General features: G+C 70.2%; 20 protein-coding genes and 1 riboswitch. Of the genes, 13 read left to right on the top strand and 7 right to left on the bottom strand.

Features of this window, described 5'->3' with window-relative positions; genetic code table 11:
* Window positions 1-28: 28 nt before the first annotated feature.
* The 8 genes from JOE46_RS13915 (at window position 29) to purB (ending at window position 12,028) form a co-directional block, all read left to right on the top strand.
* Complete coding sequence (locus JOE46_RS13915) at window positions 29-1,264, top strand: bifunctional glycosyltransferase family 2/GtrA family protein (protein WP_209927587.1); 1,236 nt, start codon at window positions 29-31, stop codon at window positions 1,262-1,264.
* Window positions 1,261-3,372, top strand: coding sequence for a glycosyltransferase family 39 protein (locus tag JOE46_RS13910; protein WP_209927586.1), 2,112 nt, complete (start codon window positions 1,261-1,263; stop codon window positions 3,370-3,372). The genes JOE46_RS13915 and JOE46_RS13910 overlap by 4 nt, the downstream gene beginning before the upstream one ends.
* Before the next feature lie 10 nt (window positions 3,373-3,382).
* Window positions 3,383-4,636, top strand: a complete 1,254-nt coding sequence (gene purD, locus JOE46_RS13905; RefSeq protein WP_209927585.1) for a phosphoribosylamine--glycine ligase — start codon at window positions 3,383-3,385, stop codon at window positions 4,634-4,636.
* A gap of 247 nt (window positions 4,637-4,883) precedes the next feature.
* On the top strand, window positions 4,884-6,473 hold the full coding sequence (locus JOE46_RS13900; protein ID WP_179800556.1) for a GMC oxidoreductase: 1,590 nt from the start codon (window positions 4,884-4,886) through the stop codon (window positions 6,471-6,473).
* A 321-nt stretch (window positions 6,474-6,794) separates the two neighbouring features.
* A complete protein-coding gene (locus JOE46_RS13895; protein WP_097211915.1) occupies window positions 6,795-8,378 on the top strand; it encodes a GMC oxidoreductase in 1,584 nt (527 codons plus the stop codon).
* 291 nt (window positions 8,379-8,669) lie between these two features.
* Window positions 8,670-9,839, top strand: coding sequence for a pyridoxal phosphate-dependent aminotransferase (locus tag JOE46_RS13890; RefSeq protein WP_209927583.1), 1,170 nt, complete (start codon window positions 8,670-8,672; stop codon window positions 9,837-9,839).
* Window positions 9,840-9,915: 76 nt separating this feature from the next.
* Entirely contained in the window at window positions 9,916-10,545 is a 630-nt protein-coding gene (locus tag JOE46_RS13885) for a TetR/AcrR family transcriptional regulator (protein ID WP_097211999.1), read from the top strand.
* A 61-nt stretch (window positions 10,546-10,606) separates the two neighbouring features.
* Window positions 10,607-12,028: an adenylosuccinate lyase gene (purB, locus tag JOE46_RS13880; RefSeq protein ID WP_097212000.1), complete on the top strand. Its 1,422-nt coding sequence runs from the start codon at window positions 10,607-10,609 to the stop codon at window positions 12,026-12,028.
* Window positions 12,029-12,090: 62 nt separating this feature from the next.
* Here purB and JOE46_RS13875 read toward each other — a convergent pair whose 3' ends face one another.
* Complete coding sequence (locus tag JOE46_RS13875) at window positions 12,091-12,510, bottom strand: MarR family winged helix-turn-helix transcriptional regulator (RefSeq protein ID WP_097211918.1); 420 nt, start codon at window positions 12,508-12,510, stop codon at window positions 12,091-12,093.
* Between the two features lie 88 nt (window positions 12,511-12,598).
* Here JOE46_RS13875 and JOE46_RS13870 point away from each other — a divergent pair, with 88 nt between their 5' ends.
* Entirely contained in the window at window positions 12,599-14,455 is a 1,857-nt protein-coding gene (locus JOE46_RS13870; RefSeq protein WP_209927581.1) for an ABC transporter ATP-binding protein, read from the top strand.
* On the opposite strand, the gene JOE46_RS13865 is transcribed toward JOE46_RS13870, so the two are convergent.
* Entirely contained in the window at window positions 14,396-15,871 is a 1,476-nt protein-coding gene (locus JOE46_RS13865) for an FAD-dependent oxidoreductase (protein ID WP_097211920.1), read from the bottom strand. The genes JOE46_RS13870 and JOE46_RS13865 overlap by 60 nt on opposite strands.
* Window positions 15,872-15,981: 110 nt before the next feature.
* On the opposite strand from JOE46_RS13865, the gene JOE46_RS13860 reads away from it, so the two are divergent.
* Together JOE46_RS13860 and JOE46_RS13855 are read left to right on the top strand one after the other, a co-directional pair.
* Window positions 15,982-16,434, top strand: coding sequence for an HIT family protein (locus JOE46_RS13860; protein ID WP_097211921.1), 453 nt, complete (start codon window positions 15,982-15,984; stop codon window positions 16,432-16,434).
* Between the two features lie 8 nt (window positions 16,435-16,442).
* Window positions 16,443-17,453, top strand: coding sequence for a 1-aminocyclopropane-1-carboxylate deaminase/D-cysteine desulfhydrase (locus tag JOE46_RS13855; RefSeq protein ID WP_097211922.1), 1,011 nt, complete (start codon window positions 16,443-16,445; stop codon window positions 17,451-17,453).
* 4 nt (window positions 17,454-17,457) lie between these two features.
* Here JOE46_RS13855 and JOE46_RS13850 read toward each other — a convergent pair whose 3' ends face one another.
* The 5 genes from JOE46_RS13850 to JOE46_RS13830 are packed head-to-tail and all read right to left on the bottom strand — an operon-like array spanning window position 17,458 to window position 21,341.
* A complete protein-coding gene (locus JOE46_RS13850) occupies window positions 17,458-17,751 on the bottom strand; it encodes a SelT/SelW/SelH family protein (protein WP_097211923.1) in 294 nt (97 codons plus the stop codon).
* Window positions 17,748-18,494: a ferredoxin gene (locus JOE46_RS13845; protein ID WP_245221753.1), complete on the bottom strand. Its 747-nt coding sequence runs from the start codon at window positions 18,492-18,494 to the stop codon at window positions 17,748-17,750. Before JOE46_RS13845 ends, JOE46_RS13850 begins: the two co-directional genes overlap by 4 nt.
* 2 nt (window positions 18,495-18,496) lie before the next feature.
* Entirely contained in the window at window positions 18,497-19,309 is an 813-nt protein-coding gene (locus JOE46_RS13840; RefSeq protein WP_097211925.1) for an ABC transporter ATP-binding protein, read from the bottom strand.
* On the bottom strand, window positions 19,306-20,364 hold the full coding sequence (locus JOE46_RS13835) for an iron ABC transporter permease (RefSeq protein WP_097211926.1): 1,059 nt from the start codon (window positions 20,362-20,364) through the stop codon (window positions 19,306-19,308). The genes JOE46_RS13840 and JOE46_RS13835 overlap by 4 nt, the downstream gene beginning before the upstream one ends.
* The gene (locus JOE46_RS13830; RefSeq protein WP_245221045.1) at window positions 20,361-21,341 is read right to left on the bottom strand and encodes an ABC transporter substrate-binding protein; all 981 of its coding nucleotides are present in this window, start codon (window positions 21,339-21,341) and stop codon (window positions 20,361-20,363) included. Before JOE46_RS13830 ends, JOE46_RS13835 begins: the two co-directional genes overlap by 4 nt.
* A 30-nt stretch (window positions 21,342-21,371) precedes the next feature.
* Window positions 21,372-21,557, bottom strand: a riboswitch (cobalamin riboswitch).
* 67 nt (window positions 21,558-21,624) lie between these two features.
* Here JOE46_RS13830 and JOE46_RS13825 point away from each other — a divergent pair.
* Entirely contained in the window at window positions 21,625-22,518 is an 894-nt protein-coding gene (locus JOE46_RS13825) for a phosphoribosylaminoimidazolesuccinocarboxamide synthase (RefSeq protein WP_097211928.1), read from the top strand.
* 38 nt (window positions 22,519-22,556) lie between these two features.
* Window positions 22,557-24,698, top strand: coding sequence for a S9 family peptidase (locus JOE46_RS13820; RefSeq protein ID WP_097211929.1), 2,142 nt, complete (start codon window positions 22,557-22,559; stop codon window positions 24,696-24,698).
* Window positions 24,699-24,726 lie beyond the last annotated feature (28 nt).

Here is a 24,726-nt window from a genome sequence, read left to right as displayed (position 1 = left end):
CACAGGTTCGGCCGCGAGGGTGGGCCGCATGACGAAATCACTGGTCCGGGGCGAGACGGCACCGGAACCGCCACCGGACGCCCAGACCGTGGCGCTCGACGTGGTCATCCCGGTGTACAACGAGGAACGCGACCTCGAGCGCTGCGTGCGGCGGCTGCGTCAGCATCTCGACGCGTCGGTTCCGTACCCGAGCCGAATCACCGTCGCGGACAACGCGAGCACCGACTCGACCCTCTCGGTCGCGGCGCGGCTCGCCACCGAGTTCGACGGGGTCCGCGTGGTCCACCTCGACGAGAAGGGCCGCGGCCGGGCACTGAGCGCGGTGTGGGGCGGATCGGACGCACGGGTCGTCGCGTACATGGACGTGGACCTGTCCACCGACCTCAACGCGCTGCTGCCGCTGGTGGCGCCGCTGCTGTCCGGGCACTCGGACCTCGCGATCGGATCGAGGCTCTCGCGCTCGTCACGGGTGGTGCGCGGGCCCAAACGCGAGGTGATCTCCCGCTGCTACAACCTGATCCTGCGCGGAGCCTTGCGAGCGAAATTCACCGACGCCCAGTGCGGTTTCAAGGCGATCCGGACGGACGTCGCGCGACGGCTGCTGCCGCTGGTGCAGGACACCGGCTGGTTCTTCGACACCGAACTGCTGGTGCTGGCCGAGCGGGTGGGTCTGCGGATCCACGAGGTGCCGGTGGACTGGGTCGACGACCCCGACAGTTCCGTCGACCTCGTCGCCACCGCGCTCGCCGACCTCAGGGGGGTGGTGCGGGTCGGACGGGCGCTGGCCACCGGCGCCCTGCCGGTCGCCGCGCTCCGGGAGGGGCTCGGCCGCGAGCCGCTGGTGCCGGGGGTGCCGCGCGGGATGGTCGGGCAACTGGCCCGGTTCGCGGTCGTCGGGGTCGCCTCGACCCTCGCCTACGCGCTGCTCTACCTGGCACTGCATCCCGTGATCGGCGCCCAGGCGGCGAATCTCGTCGCGCTGCTCGTCACCGCGGTGCTCAACACCGCCGCCAACCGGGCGTTCACCTTCGGGGTGCGCGGCCGGTCGGACGCCGCCAAACACCAGGCCCAGGGCCTCGCGGTCTTCGCGTTCGGACTGCTGCTCACCAGCGGATCCCTGTTCGCCCTGCACCGCTGGCTGCCAGACGCCTCCAAGCATCTCGAACTCGCGGTGCTCGTCGCCGCGAACCTCGTCGCCACCGTCACCCGGTTCGTCGCGCTGCGCTGGGTGTTCCGCAATCACCACGAAGGAGTCACTCCGTGACCACCACCACCGCTGCACCGCAGATCGTGACGGCGCACCCCGATCCAGCACCGCCGCGCTTTCGGTGGGAACCGTGGCTGCTGGCGGCGCTGCTGATCGGGACCGCCGTCGCCTACATCTGGGGACTCGGCGCCTCCGGCTGGGCCAACTCGTTCTACTCCGCCGCGGTGCAGGCGGGTTCGGTGTCCTGGAAGGCCTTCTTCTTCGGCTCGTCGGACGCCGCGAACTCGATCACCGTCGACAAGCCGCCCGCCTCGTTGTGGATGATGGCGCTGTCGGTGCGCGCGTTCGGCCTCAGCTCGTGGAGCATCCTCGTGCCGCAGGCCCTGATGGGGGTCGCCACCGTCGCCCTGCTGTGGGCGACGGTGCGGCGGTATTTCGGCGCCGCGGCCGGGCTGCTCGCCGGGCTCGTGCTGGCGCTCACGCCGGTCGCGGTGCTGATGTTCCGGTTCAACAACCCGGACGCGTTGCTGGTGCTGCTCATGGTCGCCTCCGTCTGGGCGCTGCTGCGCGGCGTGTCGGACGGCCGGACCCGGTGGCTGGTGCTCACCGGCGCGTTCGTCGGGCTGGGCTTCCTGACCAAGCAGCTGCAGGTGATGCTCGTGGTGCCGCCGCTCGCGCTGACCTACCTGCTTTTCGGGCCGCCGAAGCTGGGCAGGCGGGTGCTGCAGCTGTTCGCTGCGCTGGCCGCGATGGTCGCCGCCGCCGGCTGGTGGCTGCTGACCGTGGAGCTGTGGCCCGCCGACTCCCGTCCGTGGATCGGCGGCTCGCAGGACAATTCGATCCTCGAACTCACCCTCGGGTACAACGGGCTCGGCCGACTCAGCGGCAACGAGCGGGGCAGCGTCACGCCGGGACAGGGGCCGGGGCCGGGCACGGAGGCCGCCGGGATGCCGCCCTTCGTCGAACTGCCCGGTGGTGGTCCTGGCGGGATGTGGGGGAGTACCGGCATCACCCGGATGTTCGACCTGGAGCAGGGCGGTCAGATCGCGTGGCTGATACCCGCCGCGCTCATCCTCGGCATGCTCGGAATCGTGTTGTGTGGCAGGAGTGCCCGCGTCGATCCCCGGCGGGCGGCTTTCGTGCTGTTCGGGTCCTGGCTGGTCGTCACGGGGCTGGTGTTCAGCTTCATGGCCGGGATCTTCCACTCGTACTACACGGTCGCGATGGCCCCGCAGGTCGGCGCTCTGGTCGGCGCGGGCGCGGTGCTGGCCTGGCGCAGGCGGGCCGACTGGTGGGTCCGCGTCGTGCTGGCGGGCACCCTGGCCGCGAGCGCCGCGTGGGCATGGGAGTTGCTCGGTCGAAGCTCGTCCTTCCTGCCGTGGCTGCGCTGGACGGTGCTGGTGGTCGGCGCCCTCGCGGCGGTGGCCCTGCTGTGGCCGCGCCTGAGCGGGCGGGTGGCAGCGGCGGCCGCGGTGGCGGGGATGCTCACCGGGCTGGCGGGCCCGGCCGCGTACGCGGCAGACACCATCGGGACCCCGCACGGCGGCGCGCTGCCCACCGCCGGGCCGAGCGCCCGGGGACTGCCGTTCGACCTCGGCGAATACGCCGGGGCGGGGTGGATGATCGTCCAGGACGGCAAGGTGATGGTGGGTCCGCCGCAGACGGGCGCCGCCCCCGGGACCCCGGGGACCGGGCCTGCGCCGGGCGGACCTGCCGGGAACCCGCCGGGAGGACGCGCGGGAAAGCGGCCGGGCGGGCCAGAACAGATGAGTGGGGGCGGCCCCGGCGGCGGGTTGCTGAACGGCAGCGAGCCCAGCGCTGACATGACAGAACTGCTCGAACAAGACGCAGACCGGTACACCTGGGTGGCCGCCACCGTCGGCTCCAACAGCGCCTCCGGGTACCAGCTGGCCACCGGGGATCCGGTGATGCCGATCGGCGGCTTCAACGGCAGTGACCCCTCGCCGAGCCTGGCGCAGTTCCAGCAGTACGTGGCCGAGGGGAGGATCCACTACTTCATCGGGGGTGGCGGCATGGGCCCCGGCGACTCCGGCGGCAGCGGTGCACAGATATCCGAATGGGTCGCACAGACCTTCGCCGCCACCACGGTTGATGGCGCAACTATGTACGACCTGACCGCGCCTCGGGTACAGGCCGGGCCGTAGTCTGAGGTCCGTGCGCGTACTCGTTATCGGCTCCGGAGCCCGTGAACATGCCCTTCTTCTCGCCCTCGGGCGCGACCCGGGTGTGACGGCCCTGTTCGCCGCACCCGGCAACGCCGGGATCGCCAAGATCGCCGAGCAGCACCCCGTGGACGTCGCGTCCGGGGAGGCCGTGGTGGCACTGGCGCAGAAGGTCGCCGCGGACCTGGTCGTGATCGGCCCCGAGGTGCCGCTGGTGGTCGGCGTCGCCGACGCCGTCCGCGCGGCCGGGATCGCGTGCTTCGGGCCGTCGGCCGATGCCGCGCGGATCGAGGGTTCCAAGGCATTCGCGAAGGACGTGATGGCGGCGGCGGGCGTGCGGACCGCGCACAGCGAGATCGTCGACAGCCCCGCCAACCTGGACGAGGCCCTTGATCGCTTCGGCCCGCACTGGGTGGTCAAGGACGACGGGCTGGCCGCAGGCAAGGGCGTCGTCGTCACCACCGACCGCGGCGCCGCCCGCGATCACGCCGCCGAGCTGCTCGAGACCGGGCACCCGGTCCTGTTGGAGTCCTACCTCGACGGGCCGGAGGTGTCGCTGTTCTGCCTGGTCGACGGCGAGACCGTGGTGCCGCTGCTGCCCGCGCAGGACCACAAGCGGGTCGGCGACGGCGACACCGGGCCGAACACCGGCGGCATGGGCGCCTACACCCCGTTGCCGTGGCTGCCCGAGGAGACGGTGACCCAGATCGTCGACGAGGTCGTCGTCCCGGTGGCCGCGGAGCTGGTCAAGCGCGGCAGCGGCTTCTCGGGTCTGTTGTACGCCGGACTGGCGATCGGCAAGGACGGCCCCGCCGTGGTCGAGTTCAACTGCCGCTTCGGCGACCCGGAGACCCAGGCGGTGCTGGCGCTGCTGGAGTCCCCGCTCGGTAAGCTGCTGAACGCCACCGCGACCGGAACCCTCGCCGAGGTGGCCCCGCTGCGCTGGCGCGACGGTGCCGCGGTGACCGTGGTGCTGGCCGCCGAGAACTACCCCGGACGCCCCCGCACGGGCGACGTGATCAGCGGTGCCGATGCGAAGGATGTGCTGCACGCGGGCACCGGCCTGCGCGAGGACGGCGCCGTGGTGTCCTCCGGCGGCCGGGTGCTCAGCGTCGTCGGGGTCGGCGCCGACCTGACCAGTGCGCGCGAGGACGCCTACGCCAAGCTCGCCGAGGTCCGGCTGGCAGGCGGGCACTTCCGCCGCGACATCGGGCTCGCCGCCGTCGAGGGCCGCATCACCATCTAGTTGGTCGCTGGTCCAGGTCGTCGATGCGTAAAACAGTACTGGCGATTGTGTTCTCGCACTGTCGTTTCCGCGATCCATTCCGGACTGTGAGCGGCGTCAGGATTACCGAACGGTAACGTGCGACTTCTCTCGTATAACAGGTTCCAGTTTTATTGGCCCTGACAGAGAGGTTCCGTTGAGCGAGTACCAGGCGTCGCGAGGCACGGCAGCGACCACTTTCAATCCCCAGCTTTCCCGCAGGAAGTTCATGGCGGCAACGGGTTTCGCGGTGGGGGCCGCGGCGCTCTCCTCCTCGTGGGCCTCGGCGGCGGCATCGCCGCGGCGCGCCCTCAACACCGGCGACCGGGTGCCCGCCCTGATCATCGGCAGCGGGTACGGCGGCGCGGTGGCGGCGCTGAGGCTGACACAGGCGGGAATCGACACCCACATCATCGAGATGGGCCGGGCGTGGACGACGCCCGGCTCCGACGGCAAGATCTTCTCCCCGATGCTCACGCCGGACAAGCGGGCCTACTGGTTGAGGACGCGTACGGCGCAGCCGGTTTCGCACTTCTCGGGCGGCTCGGTGGACAAGGATATCGAGAAGTACGTCGGCGTGCTCGACTGCGAGAACATGGGCGGGATCAACGTCTACCAGGGTCGAGGGGTCGGCGGCGGTTCGCTGGCCAACGGCGGCATGGCCGTGACGCCCAAGCGGGGCTACTTCGAGGAGATCCTGCCCTCGGTCGACTCCAACGAGATGTACGGGACCTTCTTCCCGAGGGCGAATGCCGGTCTCGGGGTGAACAACATCGACCAGGCCTGGTTCGAGTCCACCGACTACTACCAGTTCGCCCGGGTCGGCAGGAAGACCGCGCAGCGCTCCGGATTCCAGACGACCTTCGTGCCCAACGTCTACGACTTCGACTACATGAAGAAGGAGGACGCCGGTCAGGTCGCCAAGTCCGCGCTGGCAGGCGAGGTCATCTACGGCAACAACGCCGGGAAGAAGTCGCTGGACAAGACCTATCTGGCGCAGGCATCGGCCACCGGCAAGCTCACCATCACCACGCTGCACGAGGTGACCAAGGTGGCGCCGGCCGCCAGTGGCGGCGGGTACTCGGTCGAGATGAAGCAGATCGACGAGCAGGGCAATACCGTCGCGACCAAGACGGTCACCGCGGACAAGGTCTTCTTCGCCGCAGGCAGCGTCGGTACCAGCAAGCTGCTCGTCGCGATGAAGGCGCAGGGTCACCTGCCGAACCTTCCCGGTGCGGTCGGTCAGGGCTGGGGCAACAACGGCAACGTCATGGTCGGCCGCGCCAACCAGGGCTGGGACCCGACCGGCGCCAAGCAGTCGTCGATCCCGACGATGGGCATCGACAACTGGGCCGACCCGGCCGGTCCGGTCTTTGCGGAGATCGCGCCGTTCCCGGCGGGCACCGAGCTGTGGGTCAGCCTCTACCTGGCGATCACCAAGAACCCGGAACGTGCCCAGTTCCAGTACAACTCGTCGACCGGCAAGGTGGGGCTGTCCTGGCAGGCCTCGCAGAACCAGCCCGGCATCGACATGGCCAAGCGGGTGTTCGACAAGATCAACTCCAAGGAGGGCACGATCTACCGCACCGACCTGTTCGGTGTGTACAAGACGTGGGGCGACGGACTGACCTACCACCCCCTCGGTGGTTGCATCCTGAACCAGGCGACCGACAACTTCGGGCGGCTCCCGGAGTACCCGGGCCTGTACGTGATGGACGGGTCGCTGGTGCCGGGCAATGTCGGTGTCAATCCGTTCGTCACCATCACCGCCCTCGCCGAACGGAACATGGCCACGATCGTCGCGAACGATCTGCATTAGTTCCACCCGTTGGTGATCGTGTTCCCGCAATTGCCGGGGGCGCCGCGGTGTGGGCCTGGGCCCACATGGGGCGCCCCCGGTGCATGAGAATCGTTGAACAGTACTGGTGATAATGCTGCGGCACAGGCATTTCGAGCATTTCGATATGTGCTGCGGGGTTTCGATTTATTACCGGTCGGTATTGCGAATCTCGACGCTGTCACGGCTGTATAACGAGTTCTACTTTATTGGCCCGTGATCAGAGAGGTTCCGTTGACCGAATACCAAGCGTCACGAAGCTATACAGCGACCACCAAGTCGCAGTTTTCCCGCCGTAGGTTCATGGCGGCGACGGGCCTGGCGGCGGGCGCCGTTGCGCTCGCGCCGTCGCTGGCTGCCACCACGGCCGCGGCATCCCCGCGTCGCGCACTCAACACCGGTGACCGGGTGCCCGCCCTGATCATCGGCAGTGGCTACGGCGGTTCGGTGACCGCGCTGCGGCTGGCGCAGGCGGGTATCGACGCCCACATCGTCGAGATGGGACGGGACTGGGGTACGGCCGCCTCCGGGGTCTTCACCTCCACCACCTCGCCGGACAAGCGCGGGTTCTGGCTGAGGAACCGTACGGCGCAGCCGGTCTCGCATTTCATGGGCGTCTCGATCGACAAGGACATCGAGAAGTACGTCGGCATCCTCGACTGCGAGAACATGGGCGGGATCAACGTCTACCAGGGCCGCGGCGTCGGCGGCGGCTCCCTGGTCAACGGCGGCATGGCTGTCACGCCCCGACGCGGCTACTTCGAGGAGCTCCTGCCCTCGGTGGACTCCAACGAGATGTACGGGACGTTCTTCCCGAGGGCGAACGCCGGGCTCGGCGTCAACAACATCGACCAGGCCTGGTTCGAGTCGACCGAGTGGTACAAGTTCGCGCGCACCGGGCGCAAGACCGCGGAACGGTCTGGCTTCAAGACCACCTTCGTGCCCAACGTCTACGACATGAACTACATGAAGCAGGAGGCGGCGGGCGCCGTGCCCAAGTCCGCGCTGGCGGGCGAGGTCATCTTCGGCAACCATGCGGGCAAGAAGTCGCTGCCCAAGACGTACCTCGCGCAGGCGGCCTCGACCGGCAAGGTCACCATCACCAGCCTGCACCGGGTCACCAAGGTCGTGCCGAGCGGGGCCGGCTACTCCGTCGAGATGGAGCAGATCGACGAGCAGGGCAACGTCGTCGCGACCAAGACGGTCACCGCGGACAAGGTGTTCTTCGCGGCAGGCAGCGTGGGCACCAGCAAGCTGCTGGTGGCGATGAAGGCGCAGGGGCATCTGCCGAATCTGTCCGGCGAGGTGGGTCAGGGCTGGGGCAACAACGGCAACGTCATGGTCGCCCGCGCCAACCACCTGTGGGACCCGACGGGTGGCAAGCAGTCGTCGATCCCGACGATGGGCATCGACAACTGGGACGACGCCGGGGGACCGGCGTTCGCGGAGATCGCGCCCTTCCCTGCCGGAGCCGACCTGTTCATCAGCCTGTACCTGTCGATCACCAAGAACCCGGAACGCGCCCAGTTCCAGTACAACTCGTCGACCGGCAAGGTCGGGCTGTCATGGCAGACCTCGCAGAACCAGCCCGGCATCAACATGGCGAAGCGGATCTTCGACAAGATCAACTCCAAGGAGGGCACGATCTACCGCACCGACATGTTCGGTGGCTACAAGGTCTGGGGCGACGGACTGACCTACCACCCCCTCGGCGGCGCGATCCTGAACAAGGCCACCGACAACTACGGCCGGCTGCACGGACACCCGGGCCTGTACGTGATGGACGGCGCGCTGGTGCCGGGCAACCTGGGCGTCAATCCGTTCGTCACCATCACCGCTCTCGCGGAACGGAACATCGCCGCGATCGTCGCGAACGACATGCACTGACATGAGCACGACCGGTACCGAATAGCAGCACCCCCTGCCGACAGCGGCCCCGAGGATTCGATCCTCGGGGCCGCTGTCGTCGCGGTTGCGGTCGGCCAAACGGCCCGGGCGCTCAGTGCCCCGCGCCCGAAGTCTTCTTGCGCTTGCCGGGGATCCACGCGGCGCCTCGCGGCGTTGTCGCAGGTCCAGGTAGAACCCCGCTACCTGGACCTGCTCCGCCTTGCGACGCATCCACGTGGATCCCCGGCAATCATCAATGGACTTCGAGCGCAAGGCACTAGCCTCGTCCCGGTGCGAGAAGAGTCCCAGCGATCCCAGGTCCCCACCTTCCATGTGATGGACGTCTGGAAGGCCGCCACCGAGCGGGCCCGAACCCACGGCGATGTCCTGACGCTGGCCGCGGGGCAGCCGTCCACCCAGGCGCCTGGCCCCGTGCTGCGTGCGGCGCACGAGGCCCTCGGCGCCCAATTGCTCGGCTACACCGAGACGTTCGGGATCCTGCCGCTGCGGGAGGCGATCGCCGGGTACCACAGCGCGAAGTCGTCGATCGCGGTCGATCCGGACGAGGTCGTGGTGACCACCGGCTCGTCCGGCGCCTTCACCCTGATCTTCCTCGCGGCATTCGACGCGGGCGACACGGTGGTGGTGGCGCGGCCCGGATACCCGGCGTACCGCAACACGCTCACCGCGCTCGGCTGTCGGGTGCTCGAACTCGACTGCGGGCCGGAGACCCGCTTCCAGCCGACGGTCGCGATGCTCGAGGCGCTGGACGAGCCGCCCGCAGGACTGGTCGTCGCGAGCCCGGCCAACCCGACCGGCACCGTTATCGACCCGACCGAACTCGCCGCCCTCGCGCGCTGGTGCGAGGAGCACGGCACCCTGCTGATCTCCGACGAGATCTACCACGGGATCGAATTCGGCTCCGGCCACTCGGCGACCGCGTCGGCCTGGGAGACATCGCGCGAGGCCGTCGTGGTCGGCTCGGTCTCCAAGTACTTCTCGATGACCGGCTGGCGCCTGGGCTGGATGCTGGTGCCTGCGTCGCTGCGCCGCGCGCTGCAGCGACTCGCCTCGAACATGACGGTGTGCCCGCCCGCGATCTCGCAGCACGCGGCGGTCGCGGCCTTCACCGACGAGTCCATGGCCGAGCTGGACGGGCACGTGCGGCGGTACGCGGCGAACCGTGACCTGGTGCTGGCCGCGCTGCCTACACTGGGAATCACGGACCTGGCCCCGGCGGACGGCGCCTTCTACGCCTACGCCGACATCGGCCATCTCACCGACGATTCGACGTCCTGGTGCGCGGAACTGCTCCGGGAGACCGGGGTGGCGCTGGCGCCGGGCGTCGACTTCGACACGGTCCGCGGCGACCGGACCGTGCGGATCTCGTTCGCCGGCGCGACGGCCGACGTGCAAGAGGCCCTGGAGCGATTGGGGCGAAGTGCTGCACTCGGACACTGACGGGACGGCGGCCTCGCCCGCGCCCGCTCAAACGAAATCGACTCGGCGCAGCGCTTCCGCTGGCACGATGGGCCGGGTGTCTTCCGCGGCGACTCCCAAGGGCGAACGACGCCGGATGGCGCTCGTCGAGGCCGCGGCCGACCTGATGCTCGAGGGCGGGTTCGAGGCGGTCCGCCATCGGGCGGTGGCCCAGCGCGCCTGCCTGCCGCTCGCGTCGACCACCTACTACTTCGATTCCCTCGACGACCTGATCGCGCGGGCGGTCGAGCTGAGCGGCAGCCGGGAGATGGACGCCATGCGCGCCCGGATCGACCGGATCACACAGGCCGACCGCGACTCCGCGGCCGTCGTCGAGCTGATCATCGAGCTGTTGGTCGGCCCGATCGAGGGCGTCACGCGGGAACACCTCATCGCCAGGTACGAGTGCTTCATCGCGTCCGCGCGGCATCCCCAGCTGCACGAGGTACAGAAACGGCTGCGGGTCCAGTTCGACGATGCGCTCGGTGAGGTGTTGCGCCGGTCCGGACGGCAGGTCCGGCAGGAGGGACTGCGCAGGCTGATCTGCGTGGTGGACGGGGCCATCGTCGGGGCGCTGAGCGAGTCCGACCCCGACCCCGAGAAGTTGGCAAGGGAGATGCTGTCGGACGTCATCGAGGTCGCGGCGCCGCCGCTCCCGCCGCTCCCGCCTGAGGAGCCGGAGCTGTAGCCGCACGCCCCGGGTGGCGCGGCTGCCGGTCCCGCGGGCGGCGGCCGTAAACTGGGCGCTCGTGAGCCGCATCCCCAACGTCCTTGCCAACCGATACGCCAGCCCCGACCTGAGGGAGCTGTGGTCGCCCGAGCACAAGATCGTGCTGGAGCGTCAGCTGTGGCTGGCGGTGCTGCGGGCGCAGGCCTCGCTCGGCATCGACGTGCCCGAGGACGCGCTCGCCGACTACGAGCGGGTCCTCGAGCAGGTGGACCTCGATTCCATCGCGGACCGCGAGCGGGTGACCCGGCACGACGTCAAGGCGCGGATCGAGGAGTTCAACGCCCTCGCCGGACACGAGCACGTGCACAAGGGCCTGACCAGCCGCGACCTCACCGAGAACGTCGAGCAGCTGCAGATCTTCCGTTCGCTCGAGCACGTGTATGCGCACGGCGTCGCGGTCGCCGCGCGGCTCGGGGAGAGGGCCGCCGAGTACTCGTCGCTGGTGATGGCGGGCCGCAGCCACAACGTCGCCGCGCAGGCCACCACCCTCGGCAAGCGGTTCGCCTCCGCCGCGGACGAGCTCCTCGTCGCGCTGACCCGCCTGCGCGAGCTGATCGACCGGTACCCGCTGCGCGGCATCAAGGGCCCGATGGGCACCGCCCAGGACATGCTCGACCTGCTCGGCGGCGACACCGAGAAGCTCGATTTCCTCGAGGCGAAGGTCGCCGAGCACCTCGGCTTCGCGCACGTGCTGACCAGCGTCGGCCAGGTGTACCCGCGCTCGCTGGACCACGACGTGCTGTCCGCGCTGGTCCAGGTGGGCGCAGGCCCGTCCTCGTTCGCGCACACCATCCGCCTGATGGCGGGCCACGAGCTGGTCACCGAGGGCTTCCAGCCCGGCCAGGTCGGCTCGTCGGCGATGCCGCACAAGATGAACACCCGCTCCTGCGAGCGCGTCAACGGCCTGCAGGTCGTGCTGCGCGGCTACGCGTCGATGGCGGCGGAGCTGGCAGGCGCGCAGTGGAACGAGGGCGACGTGTTCTGCTCGGTGGTCCGCCGGGTGGCGCTGCCCGACGCGTTCTTCGCGATCGACGGACAGATCGAGACCTTCCTGACCGTGCTCGACGAGTTCGGTGCGTACCCGGCGGTCATCGAGAAGGAGCTCACCCGCTACCTGCCGTTCCTGGCCACCACCCGGATGCTGATGGCCGCCGTGCGCGCGGGCACCGGCCGCGAGACCGCGCACGAGGTCATCAAGGAGCACGCGGTCGCCGTCGCGCTGGCGATGCGCGAGGACGGCCGCGAGCCCGACCTGCTCGACCGCCTGGCCGCCGACGACCGGTTCCCGCTGGACCGCGCGCAGCTGGACGCCGCGCTGGCCGACAAGTCCGCCTTCATCGGCGCGGCCGAGTCCCAGGTGGCCACGGTGGTCCGCCGGGTCGGTTTGCTGGTGGAGCAGAACCCCGAGGCGGCGAAGTACTCGCCTGCGCCCATTCTGTAGGCGGCTTCGCCGCCCGTGCGCGGTTGACGAGTGTCTGGACTCGTCAACCGCGCACAGGCGCGTCAGCGCAGTTTGTCGAGGATGCGGCGCAGCTCGGCGCGATCGTGCCCGTCGAGCGCCGCGAAGAAGTCCTCGGCGTCGTCGGCGCGCGCCGTCTCGAGCTCGCCGATGATGCGGCGACCGGCGTCGGTCAGGCGGACGCACGTGGCGCGCCGGTCGGCGGCGTCCGGGACCCGTTCGGTGAGCCCGCGTTCCTCGAGCCTGTCGACGACCTCGGTCGCGGACCGCGGCGCGATGCGCAGTGCCTTCGCGACGTCGCCGAGCCGAGGATGCCGGTCGGTGTCGCGGTCGATCACCTGCAGCGCGCGGTATTCGTGCGGCGACAGCTGCCAGGGCTCCAGCGCGACGAACCAGCGTCGGCGCAGGGCGCGGGCGCTGGACATCAGGAGATCCCGGAGGGTGTCGGGGTGCTGCTGGTCCATGGTGACCTAGGCTACCTCACTTGACAGTCACCTCATAGTGAGGGAACCTCAGTATGTCTTACCCCGACATACCGAGAGGGGTGGTTGTATGACAAGCCCCCGAAGCGGCGAGCCCGGACCGGGTCCCCGCTCACGCAAGATCGATCCCGCCGACCGCGCCCAGCTGGCCGAGTCGCCGGTGAGCCTGCGCCGGATCGGCGCCCTGTTCTCGCCCTACCGCCCGCAGATCGCCGTGGTCACCGTGCTGATCGTCGCGGCCTCCGCCGTCTCGCTGGCCAACCCGTTCCTGGTCCGCGCCGTCATCGACAAGGCCATTCCCGACCAGGACGTCACGCTGCTGATGTGGGCGGTGATCGGCATGCTCGCCGTGACCGTCGTCGGCTCGGTGCTCGGTGTCGTGCAGACCTGGATCTCGACCACGGTCGGCCAGCGCATCATGCACGGACTCCGGACCCGGGTGTTCGCGCACCTGCAACGGCAGTCGCTCGGCTTCTTCACCCGCACCAGGGGAGGGGAGATCCAGTCCCGCCTCACCAACGACATCGGCGGCATGCAGACCGTGGTCACCTCGACCGCCACCTCGATCGCCTCCAACGTCACCACCGTCGTCGGCACGGCCATCGCGATGGCCGTGCTGAGCTGGCGGCTCTCTCTGCTCTCGCTGATCGTGCTGCCACCCGCGATCTGGTTGACCCGCAAGGTCGCCCGGATGAGGCGGGAGATCACGGCGCAGCGCCAACGCACCCTTGCCGACATGCAGACCCAGATCGAGGAGTCCCTGTCGATCAGCGGAATCCAGCTCGGCAAGACGCTGGGGGCGGGTCCCGCGATGTCGGAACGCTTCGCAGACACCTCGCACCTCCTCGCCGATCTCGAGGTCAGGTCGCAGCTCTCCGGCCGCTGGCGGATGGCCACGATGAACATCGTCTTCGCCGCCATCCCGGCGCTGCTCTACCTCGCGGCGGGCCTGCCAGCGACGTCCGGCGGCATGACCATCGGCACCCTGGTCGCCTTCACCGGGCTGCAGGCGGCGCTCTTCCGGCCGCTGATGAGCCTGCTCGACGTCGGTGTCTCGGTGACCAGTTCGCTCGCTCTGTTCAGCCGCATCTTCGAGTACCTCGACCTCCCCGTCGAGATCGACGACCCCGAGCACCCCGTGCACCTGCGCCGTGAGGACGTGGCGGGCGCGGTTCGGTTGGACGACATCTGTTTCCGCTACGAGGGGTCGGACCGGAACGCCCTCGACTCCGTGAGCATCGATGTGCCCGCCGGATCCTCGCTCGCACTGGTCGGCGAAACCGGTTCGGGCAAGACCACTCTCGCCTCCCTGGTGGCGCGCCTCCACGACCCGAGCATGGGTTCGGTGCGCATCGACGAGGTCGACCTGCGGTCGATCCCGCTGGCGGAACTGTCCGAACTGGTCGGCGTCGTCTCCCAGGAGACGTACCTGCTGCACGCCACCATCCGCGAGAACCTGCGGCACGCCAGGCCCGACGCCACCGACGCCGAGATCGAGGCGGCGGCGCGCGACGCCCAGGTGCACGAGCTGATCGCGTCACTGCCCGACGGCTACGACACCGTCGTCGGAGCGCGCGGTCACCGGTTCTCGGGCGGCGAGAAGCAGCGCATCGCGATCGCGCGCACCCTGCTGCGCGACCCGCGGGTGCTGATCCTCGACGAGGCGACCAGCGCGCTGGACAACGAGACCGAGCGGGCCGTGCAGGCCGCGCTCGACACTGTCAGCCGGGGACGCACCACGATCACCATCGCGCACCGGCTGTCCACGATCCGCGACGCGGACCAGATCGTCGTGCTCGATCGCGGACGCGTCGCCGAACGCGGTACCCACGATGACCTGATCGAGCTCGGCGGTAGGTACGCGGCGCTACTGGCGCGTGGCGGCGGCCACGCCGGCGCGGCGGCCGAAGAACGTGCCGTCGCCTAGCGACGTGCCGCTGATGTAGCCCCAGGAGTGCAGCCCCGACGTGGCGCGGCCTGCGGCGAACAGCCCATGGATCGGGTCTCCGTCGAGGTCGAGAACCTGGCCGTCGACGGTGGTGCACAGCCCGCCGATGGTGAACACCTCCGCGCCGCCCCGGCCCGCCTCGCCGTACTCCGGCGGGGCGATGCCGCGCTGGACGTCGATCGCGGCGAACGGCGACTGCAGCGGTCGCAGCCACGTCGCGGACTTGTGGAAGTAGGGGTCCTCGCCCTCGGCGGCGTGCCGGTTGTACTCGCCGACGGTGGTGACGAGCGCGCCGGGCGGCATGCCGATCTGCTGCTCTAGTTCCTCGAGTGTCTCGGCCACGAAATGCGGTTGTACGCCCCAGCGTTCGTTGACCGGCACCTCCTCGTAGGCTCGCTCGTCGAGGATCACCCACACCTTCAGTCCGTGCTTGTACAGCGCCGCCTGCCCGACCAAACCGGGGTAGACGTCCTCGTTGATGAAGCGCTGGCCGACGCTGTTGACGATCATGCCGCGCACCATCATCCCGGGGATCAGCGAGATGCCGACCTGGCCGGCCGACATGTGCTTGACGGCGGCGCCGACGGCCTGGGCCATCACGATGCCGCGGCCGTCGTCGCCACCATCGCTGTTGACGCCGAGCCCCACCAGCTGCGGGGCGTGCTGCGCGACCATCTCCGCGTTGTCGGCGAATCCGCCGGTGGTGAGCACCACCCCGCGGCGCGCCCGGTAGGTGTAGGTCTTGCCGTACTGGCGGGCGAGCACACCCACCACCCGGCCGGCCTCCACGATCAGTCGGGTCGCGTAGGTGTCGGTGTGCACCGCCGCGTCGGTGGCCGTGACGGCCTCGGACAGCTTGTGCATCAGGACCTTGCCGCCGAACCCGTCCGAGGTGACCCGGTGTCCGCGGGGCGCGGGCCTGGCGAGCTCCGCGAAGGGATAGGAGTTCTCGCCCATCCACATCAGGCCGTCGTCGGTCGGCGGCACCCATGTGGGCGAGTTCCACAGCGACGGCTTGAACGGCACTCCGTGGTCGACCAGCCACTGGTAGTGCGCGACGCTGTCCCGGCTGTAGAGGCCGACCTTCTCCTTGTCGGCGTCGGGTCCGAGGGCGGCCAGCAGGAACGCCTCCATGTCCTGCGCGGAGTCCTCGAATCCGCAGGCCCGCTGGATCTCGGTGCCGCCGCCGAGGTACATCTCGCCACCCGACAGCGCCGACGATCCGCCGCCGCCGCTCGCCTTCTCCAGGATGACGACCTCGGCGCCCGCGGCCGTCGCCTCCAGGGCCGCGGCCGCGCCTGCGCAGCCGTAGCCGACGATCAGCACGTCGGTCTCGTGATCGAAGTGTTCGACGTCGCCCGCATCGAGGGGCGTCACCGGATTGCGTGCGCTCATGTCACAACTCCCATCCACTGTCGGTGGGCATACCCTAGGACCGCCGCGCCGGCGCGAGAAGGGGATTGCCCGTCAGCCGGGATGGCCCGTGGGGCCTATCATCAATCCCCATGAGCCACTGCATTTTCTGTGCCATCATCGCGCGCGAGGCGGAGGCGAGCCTCGTGTACGAGGACGAGCACACCGTGGCGTTCATGGACATCCGCCCGTTCACCCCCGGCCACCTGCTGGTGGTCCCGAAGCGGCACGCGTCGGGGCTCGCGCAGCTCGACCCGCAGGACGGCGGCCGGATCTTCGCCGTCGGTCAGCGATTGGCGGCGGCGTTGCGGGACAACGGCACCGACGCGGCGGGCCTGCCCGCCGACGGCCCGGGCGCCGATGGGGTGAACCTCTTCCTCGCGGACGGCGCCGTCGCGGGCCAGGAGGTCTTCCACGTGCACCTGCATGTAATCCCGCGCACCTCCGGCGACGGGTTCGGTCTCCGCGGTCGCCCCGTCGCCGCGCGCAGGCCGGATCTCGACTACCTGGCCGGTGCGCTCCGCCGCCGGCTCGATTCGGTCTAGGCGATCACATGGACCAGACGACCGGCCCCGCGCTGTACCGGCTCTTCCCGGAACTCGAGGCGACCCTCCCGTACCGCAGGCTCGGCTCCGGCCCGACCCCGATCACCCACCTCGAGGGGCTCGGCCCGGCGAACCGGCTGTGGTGCAAGGACGAGGGCGTGTACGGGGCAGGCGGCTGGGGCGGCAACAAGGTGCGCAAGCTGGAGTGGATCATCCCGGACGTCCTCGCCCGCGGTTCCCGGCAGATCTTCAGCGTCGGCGGCCAGGGCACCAACTGGGGGCTGGCGACGGCCCTGTACGCCCACGAGTTCGGCATCGACACGGCCCTGGCCCTGATCGATCAGCCGATGGACGAGCACGTGCACGCGCAGCTCGAACGGCTGCGGCACTCCGGTGCCGCACTGCATTTCACCCGGACGAAGGCCCGCACGATCGCGGCGGCGCCGTGGCTGTTGCTGCGGCACGCGCGCGGCGGCCGCCTGCCCTACTTCCTGCCCGCGGGCGGATCCTCGCCGCTCGGGACCCTCGGCTATGTCGAGGCCGCGCTGGAGCTGGGCGCGCAGGTCGAGGCAGGCGCGATGCCGGAGCCGACGCACGTGGTGACCCCGGTGGGCTCGGGCGGCACAGCCGCTGGGCTGCTGCTGGGACTGCGCCTGGCAGGCCTGCGCACCCGGGTGGTCGGGGTGGTCGTCAACGACACCCTGCCGCTGGCCGAGCGGGACCTCGTCGGGCTGGCGCGCAAGACCGCGCGGCTGCTCACCCGGCGCGGGGCCGCGCTCGGCCCGGTCGAGTTCGAGCCGGGAGCGATCACCGTGACCCGCGACTGGCTGGGGCCCGGATACGGGTTCGCCACGCCCGAGGGGTCGGCCGCGGAGCGGATCGGCGCGGACCACGGGCTGACCCTCGATCCCGTCTACACCGCAAAGGCACTCGCGGGCGCGCTGGCGATGGACGCGGACGGCGCTCTCGGCGACGGGCCGGTCCTGGTGGTCGACACCTACGGCCCGCGGGGGGACTGAGCGATCAGTCGCCGCGAGCTCGGTCCGCGTGACCCAGGTCCCGCTCCGGCGCCACCACGTCGCGCACGCGCTGCTTGAGCGTGACGATGTCGGGAAAACCGCCGTCGCGCTTGCGGTCCCACAGCAGTTCGTCGCCGATCGCGATCCGGAATACGCCGCCGGTGCCCGGGATCAGGGCCACCTCGCCGAGGTCGGTGCCGAACGTGTTCAGCAGTTCCTGCGCCATCCAGCCGGCCCGGAGCAGCCAGTTGCACTGCGTGCAGTAGGTGACGGTGACGCGGGGCGCGGCGGTGGTCATGCCTCCAGGGTGTCAGACGACCGCCGCGCGCCGCTCCACTCGGTGATGGGCCTGCCCTCGACCAGGTGCTCGTCGACGAACCGTTCGACCCGGTCGGCGCGCAGTTCCGCGTACCAGGAGTTGTCGGGATACACCGCCACGACGGGGGCCTGCGAGCACGGGAACAGGCAGCCGGTCTGGGTGACGAGGACATCCTCGTCGCCGAGGCCGCGGGTCTCGAGCGCGCGGTCCAGTGCCTGCGCGGCCTCCGGGCCGCCGCGGGCCGAGCAGCGCGGACCCCGGCACACCAGGACGTGCCGAGTGAAGCCCGGCACCTCGTCCCACGCGGGGGAGGTCAGGGGAGCGGTGGTGGTGCGGGCCGCGGAGGTGGGGCCCGAGATCGCGGCGTCGAGCAGGTCGACGTACGTGTCGGTGTCGCTCAGCGGCCCGGCGAGGCGGATGTCGGGGACATCCGGTCCGCGCTCGCGCAACCAGTGCCCGATGACGCGGCGGAACCACGCGTCGATTTTGCGGTCCAGCACGGTCTGGGCACTGATCACCACGACCTCGGTGGCGCCCGCCGCGGCCGCCTCGTCGAGCGCCGTGGTGACGGATGTCCCCGAGCCGCCGAGCACCGCCGTCACGAAGTCGGTGTCCGGGTGCCGGTCCCGCAGCACCCGCAGCGCCCCGTTCACCTGGTCGCGGGGATCGGCGCCGCGGTCGGTGGGCGCGGTGACGATCACCCACCGGGACTGCTGAATCATGTTCACGGCGTGACCCTTTCGGTGGTGTCGGCGGTGGTGCCACACAGCACCACCAGCGGGCGGCCGGTCCGTGGATGGGGCTGCACCAGGGCGTCGAGGCCGTACACCTCCGCGAGCAGCTCGGCGGTGAGCACCGACTCCGTCGGGCCCTCGGCGACCACCCGGCCATCGCGCAGCACCACCAGGTGATCGCAGTACATCGCGGCCAGGTTCAGGTCGTGCATCGCGGCCACCGTGGTCAGCCCCCTGGCCCGGATCAGTTCCAGGAGTTCGAGCGAAGCCGAGACGTCGAGGTGGTTGGTCGGCTCGTCCAGCAGCAGCACGCAGGGTCGCTGCGCGAACGCCCGGGCCAGCTGGGTCTTCTGCTTCTCGCCGCCGGACAGGCTCTGCCACAACCGGTGTCGCAGATCGGTGATCCCGGCCGTCGCGAGGCATTCGGTGACGAGTTCGCCAGTGCCGCGTGCGGCGGGGCGGGCCCAGCCGCCGCGCTGCGGGATGGTGCCGAGTTCGACGATCTGTTCCACCGTCAGGTCCAGTTCGGTGGCCGAATGCTGTTCCACCAGTGCGACGGTCCGCGCGAACTCGCGCCGGTTCATCCCGGCCGCCGGTTCGTCACCGAGCAGCACCCGGCCGCTCTCGGGACGCTCGAGCCGAGCGATGGCCGACAGCAATGACGTCTTGCCCGAGCCGTTCGGCCCGATCAGCCCGGTGACCTGTCCGGCCGGGGCAGTGCACGCCACCCGGTCGAGGATCCGGCTGCCCCCGGCCGACCAGGTGACGTCCTCGACCCGGATCTCCGGGGTGTGGTGGCTCATGCGCGAGCTCCCTGGCGTCGGAGCAGCCACACGAATGCAGGCACCCCGACGATGGCGGTGACGATGCTGATGGGCAGTTCTCGCCCGGGCATGACGGTGCGGGCGGCGATGTCGGCCCACACCAGCAGCAGCGCGCCCATCAGCGCCACCACCGGGAGCAGGCGTGCGTGCAGTGGCCCGACGAGCATGCGGGCTGCGTGCGGCACCACGAGCCCGACGAACCCGATGATGCCTGCCTGCGCGACCAGCGCCGCCGTGCACAGCGACGCCACCGCGTACAGCACCCAGCGGGAGCGCTCGACGTTGGTGCCCAGGCTCGCGGCCGCACGCTCACCGAAGGCGAACGAGTCCAGCACCCGGCTGTAGGCGAGGACGATCGTCATCGTCACCGCGACGACGACCAGGATGCCGACCAGACCGGACCAGCGCACGCCTGCCACCGAGCCGAGGGTCCAGCTCAGCACCCGGTGGGCGGCGTCCCGGTCGCCGAACAGAACCAGCGCCGACGTCAGCGCCGCCGCCAGCTGCCCCACCGCTATCCCGGCGAGGACGAGCCGGCCGGGCAGCAGCACCCCGGACCGGGACGTCGCGATGAGGAACACCAGCAACAGACTCCCCAGGGCACCGAGGAACGCGGCCGTCGAGACGGCACCGAATCCGAGTGCGCCCACCGCACTCGCGCCGGTGGTGAGCGCCAGGACCGCGCCCAACGACGCGCCCCCCGACATGCCGAGCAGGTAGGGGTCGGCCAACTGGTTGCCGGTCAGTGACTGGAGCACCGCGCCGCACAGGGCGAGCCCCGCGCCGATCGCCGCGGCCGCCAGCACCCGCGGCAACCGCAGGTCGACGACGATGTGCGTGGTCAACAGGTCGGTGCCGCGGCCGATGCCGAGCCGTCCCGCGATCGACTCGACGACCGTGCCGATCGACAGGTCGGCCGCGCCGATCGCGACCCCGGCCGCGCAGCTCACCGCGAGCAGCGCGACCAGGATCACCGACCATGCGGTGCCGGTCGTGGTGGCTGCCCGGGCGGGGGCCCGGGTGGACGCGGTCACGCCCCGTCGCCGCCCAGCTGCCCGGCGACCAGCGTCGCGCCCTCGATCGTGCGCGGACCCGGCGTGGTCGTCGAGAACGGGAGGACGACGAACGCGTCCTCGCGCACGGCCTTCAGATCCCGCAGCGCGGGGTCGCCGCGCAGGTAGTTCTTCTTCTCCTCGGCCGTGTCCCATGAGGCGTCGGCGAGCACGATGACGTCCGGGTTCGCGGCGAGCACCGTCTCCCAGCTGCCGTCGGCCCAGGATCCGTCCAGGCCGGCGAAGATGTTGGTGCCGCCGACCGCGTCGATGATCAGCTGCGGCCCGCCGGCATTGGCACCCACGTACGGCGTCGTGGTCTTGCTGTCGTACCAGAAGATGCTCTTGCCCTTCGCGGGCGCCGCCGCCTCGATGCCGGTCAGCGTCTCGCGCATCTGCGCGACCACCGCGTCGGCCTCGTTTTCGCGGCCGAACATGATCCCGTAGTCGGTGATCTCGGTCGCGATCGAATCCCAGGCGACCGCGGGCCGCTTCGACCTGTCCTTGCAGCCGAACGGGGAGACATAGGTGGCGACGCCGAGCTCGTCGAACGACTCGTGCGAGCCGACGGCCTTGTCGTCGAACGCGCTCGAGTACGACGCCGTCACCAGGTCGGGCTTCGTCTCGAGCAGGGCCTCGCGGCTCGGGAAGTCCTTCTCGTCGAGAGCCGGGACCTCGGCGTACGCCGCCTGCCACTGGGGGGCGATCGTGTCGTCGAGGTAGGCCGTGCCCGCCATCTGGCCTTGGGCGCCGATCGACAGCGCGGTCTCGGTGGCGCCCTGGTTGAGGGTGACGCCCCGTTCGGCAGGCCCGCTCATGGTGACGGTGCGGCCGCAGTTCTCGAGGGAGATGGTCGCGGCTTCGGAGTTCGACGATCCGCCGCACGCGGACAGGGTGAGCGCGGCAGCGAGCGATGCCGCGGCAGACGCGATGACTCGGTGTGAAACAGGGGTGCGCAAAGCGACCCGCCTTCCATGACTCGTGGAAAACATGCAGGTATGCGTCACGGCCGGTCTCCTGGCTCGGCAGGGATGGCCGCCGGCTACGCCTTCCCGGACGCTTGCGCATCCAGTGGCTGGGGCGGACCCCGAGTAGCCGACGTACCTGCTCACAGTGGCGAGTACCGCGCCGGCTTTGCACCGGACTTCCCGAACACCGCGACAACGGTTGCAGGATAGACCAATGCCCGCGCAGGGCGATCGCCCGCGAATCGGTGGGGGAGTGACCGGATAGGGTGCCGGTGTGCGCCCCTCACTCAGCGACTACGCCCACCTGGCCGGCGGCAAGGTCCGCGACCTCTACACGATCGACGACGAGCACCTGCTGCTGGTCGCGAGCGACCGGATCTCCGCCTACGACCACGTGCTGAGCACCCCGATCCCCGACAAGGGGCGTGTGCTCACCGCGATGAGCGTGTTCTTCTTCGAGCAGCTCGGCGGCATCAACCACCTGGCCGGTGCACCCGACGACGAGCGGATCCCGGCCGAGGTGCTCGGCCGAGCACTCGTGGTGCGCAAGCTGAACATGGTGCCGGTCGAGTGCGTGGCCCGTGGTTACCTCACCGGGTCCGGGCTCGCCGACTACCAGCGCACCGGCGCCGTCTGCGGCGTGGAGCTGCCCGAGGGTCTCGTCGAGGCGAGCAAGCTGCCCGAGCCGATCTTCACCCCGGCCACCAAGGCGGTGCTCGGCGAGCACGACGAGAACGTCGACTTCGCGACCGTGATCGATCAGCTCGGCCAGGAGCTGGCGATCAAGCTGCGCGAGGACACCCTCGACATCTACTTCCGGGCGGCCAGCTTCGCGGCGGACCGGGGCATCATCCTGGCTGACACCAAGTTCGAGTTCGGCCTCGACGCCGATGGCAACCTGGTCCTCGCCGACGAGGTGCTCACCCCGGACTCGTCCCGCTACTGGCCCGCCGAGGGCTACGAGCCGGGCCGGGTGCAGCCGAGCTTCGACAAGCAGTTCGTCCGCAACTGGCTCACCGGCCAGGAGTCCGGCTGGGACCGGGCGAGTGACACGCCCCCGCCGCCGCTGCCCCAGGAGATCGTCGACGCCACCCGGTCCCGCTACATCGAGGCCTACGAGCGTATCTCCGGGCTGTCCTTCGACGACTGGGTCCAGACCCCGGTGTAGCCCGTCACGCCGCGGCACGCACCGCCTAGGCTGGCGGCATGACTTCGTCCGTCACCCCGGTCAGCAGCCCCATCGCAGCCCCGGTCGCCAAGAAGGTCCCCCTCCAGCGCACCCACCACGGCGACACCTTCGTCGACAACTACGAGTGGCTGCGCGAGAAGGACGACCCCGAGGTGCGCGCGTACCTCGAGGCGGAGAACGCCTACACGGAGCAGCAGACCGAGCACCTCGCGCCGTTGCGGGAAACGATCTTCCAGGAGATCAAGGCCCGCACCCAAGAGACCGACCTGTCGGTGCCCTCCCGGATGGGTCAGTGGTGGTACTACTCCCGCAGCTTCGAGGGCAAGCAGTACGGCGTGCAGTGCCGGTGCCCGATCTCCGGCCCGGACGACTGGACCCCGCCGGTGCTCTCCACCGACACGGAGATCGAGGACGAGCAGGTGCTGCTCGACAGCAACCTGCTCGCCGAGGGGCACGACTTCTTCTCCCTTGGTGCGTTCTCGATCACCCTCGACGGCCATCTGCTGGCGTACTCCGTGGACACCGCAGGCGACGAGCGGTACACCCTGCGCTTCAAGGACCTGCGCACCGGCGAGCTGCTCGCCGACGAGATCCCCGGCACCGCACCCGGTGCCACCTGGTCGGTGGACAACGAGCACGTCTTCTACATGACGGTGGACGAGGCCTGGCGGCCCGACACCGTCTGGCGGCACAAGCTGGGCACCGCGCAGTCCGAGGACGCGCAGGTCTTCCACGAGCCGGACGAGCGGTTCTGGGTCGGCTTCGGGTCCACCCGCAGCGAGAAGTACCTGATGATCTGGATCGGCTCCAAGATCACCTCGGAGATCCGCTGCCTCGAATCGGACGACCCCGAGGGCGAGTTCCGGGTGGTGCTGCCCCGCGTCGACGGCGTCGAGTACAGCGTCGAGCACGCGGTCGTCGCGGGCGAGGACCGGTTCCTGATCCTGCACAACGGCGACGTCGACGGCGTGAAGGCGGAGAACTTCACCCTGGTCGACGCCCCGGTGGCCGACCCGACCGACCAGCGGACGCTGCTCGCGCCGCGCCAGGATGTCCGGCTCGAGGACGCCGAGGCGTTCGCCGGTCACCTGGTGCTGAGCTACCGGCGCGAGGCGCTGACCCGGCTCGCGGTGTGGCCGTTGACCGCCGACGGCTACGGCGAGATGCGCGAGCTCGAGTTCGACGAGGAGCTGTACTCGGTGGGCGCCGGGTCCAACCCGGAGTGGACGGGCCCGCTGCTGCGGATGGGCTTCACCTCGTTCATCACGCCCAGCCGGGTCTACGACTACGACGTGGCGACCGGCGAGCTGATGCTGCGCAAGTCGCAGCCGGTGCTCGGCGGCTACGACCCCGACGACTATGAGCAGCATCGGGATTGGGCCACCGCGGCGGACGGGACCAAGATCCCGATCTCGATCGTGCAGCGCAAGGGAGTGACCGCGCCCGCGTCGATGCTGCTCTACGGCTACGGGTCCTACGAGTCCAGCATGGACCCGGGCTTCTCGGTGGCCCGGCTCTCGCTGCTCGACCGCGGCGTTGTCTTCGTGGTCGCGCACGTCCGCGGCGGCGGCGAGATGGGCAGGCACTGGTACGACAACGGCAAGATGCTGACGAAGAAGAACACCTTCACCGACTTCGTCGACTGTGCGCGGCATCTCATCGACGCCGGTCGCACCACGCCCGCGCAGCTGGTCGCGGACGGCGGCAGCGCCGGCGGACTGCTGATGGGCGCGGTCGCGAACCTGGCGCCGGAGCTGTTCGCGGGCATCCTGGCGAACGTGCCGTTCGTTGACCCGCTCACCTCGATCCTCGACCCCTCGCTGCCGCTGACGGTGATCGAATGGGACGAGTGGGGAAACCCGTTGGCGGACAAGGACGTCTACGAGTACATGAGGTCGTACAGCCCTTACGAGAACGTCGCGGCCAAGGACTACCCGGCGATCCTCGCGATCACCAGCATCAACGACACCCGGGTGCTGTACGTCGAGCCGGCCAAGTGGGTGGCCGCGCTGCGGGCGACCAAGACGGGTGACGCGCCGCTGCTGCTCAAGACCGAGATGAGCGCCGGTCACGGTGGGGTCAGCGGCCGCTACGAGAAGTGGAAAGAGGTCGCGTTCGAGTACGCCTGGGTGCTCGCCACGGCGGGCGCGGTGAGGTAGTTCGCGCCGCGAACCACTACCTTCATCC

Origin of the sequence: Rhodococcus sp. PvR099, from assembly GCF_017833315.1 — a bacterium.
In the GTDB taxonomy this organism is placed as follows: Bacteria; Actinomycetota; Actinomycetes; order Mycobacteriales; family Mycobacteriaceae; genus Rhodococcus_G; species Rhodococcus_G oryzae.
The sequence above is the reverse complement of the archived record's forward strand: the minus strand, read 5'-3'. Positions and strand labels throughout refer to the sequence as shown.

Excerpts from the sequence above, each read along its gene's own strand:
- JOE46_RS13915 (WP_209927587.1), top strand. The coding sequence starts at position 29 with ATGACGAAATCACTGGTCCGGGGCGAGACGGCACCGGAACCGCCACCG.
- JOE46_RS13900 (WP_179800556.1), top strand. The coding sequence starts at position 4,884 with ATGGCGGCAACGGGTTTCGCGGTGGGGGCCGCGGCGCTCTCCTCCTCG.
- JOE46_RS13895 (WP_097211915.1), top strand. The coding sequence starts at position 6,795 with ATGGCGGCGACGGGCCTGGCGGCGGGCGCCGTTGCGCTCGCGCCGTCG.
- JOE46_RS13875 (WP_097211918.1), bottom strand. The coding sequence starts at position 12,510 with ATGGACCAGCAGCACCCCGACACCCTCCGGGATCTCCTGATGTCCAGC.
- JOE46_RS13870 (WP_209927581.1), top strand. The coding sequence starts at position 12,599 with ATGACAAGCCCCCGAAGCGGCGAGCCCGGACCGGGTCCCCGCTCACGC.
- JOE46_RS13865 (WP_097211920.1), bottom strand. The coding sequence starts at position 15,871 with ATGAGCGCACGCAATCCGGTGACGCCCCTCGATGCGGGCGACGTCGAA.
- JOE46_RS13860 (WP_097211921.1), top strand. The coding sequence starts at position 15,982 with ATGAGCCACTGCATTTTCTGTGCCATCATCGCGCGCGAGGCGGAGGCG.
- JOE46_RS13855 (WP_097211922.1), top strand. The coding sequence starts at position 16,443 with ATGGACCAGACGACCGGCCCCGCGCTGTACCGGCTCTTCCCGGAACTC.
- JOE46_RS13850 (WP_097211923.1), bottom strand. The coding sequence starts at position 17,751 with ATGACCACCGCCGCGCCCCGCGTCACCGTCACCTACTGCACGCAGTGC.
- JOE46_RS13845 (WP_245221753.1), bottom strand. The coding sequence starts at position 18,494 with ATGATTCAGCAGTCCCGGTGGGTGATCGTCACCGCGCCCACCGACCGC.
- JOE46_RS13840 (WP_097211925.1), bottom strand. The coding sequence starts at position 19,309 with ATGAGCCACCACACCCCGGAGATCCGGGTCGAGGACGTCACCTGGTCG.
- JOE46_RS13820 (WP_097211929.1), top strand. The coding sequence starts at position 22,557 with ATGACTTCGTCCGTCACCCCGGTCAGCAGCCCCATCGCAGCCCCGGTC.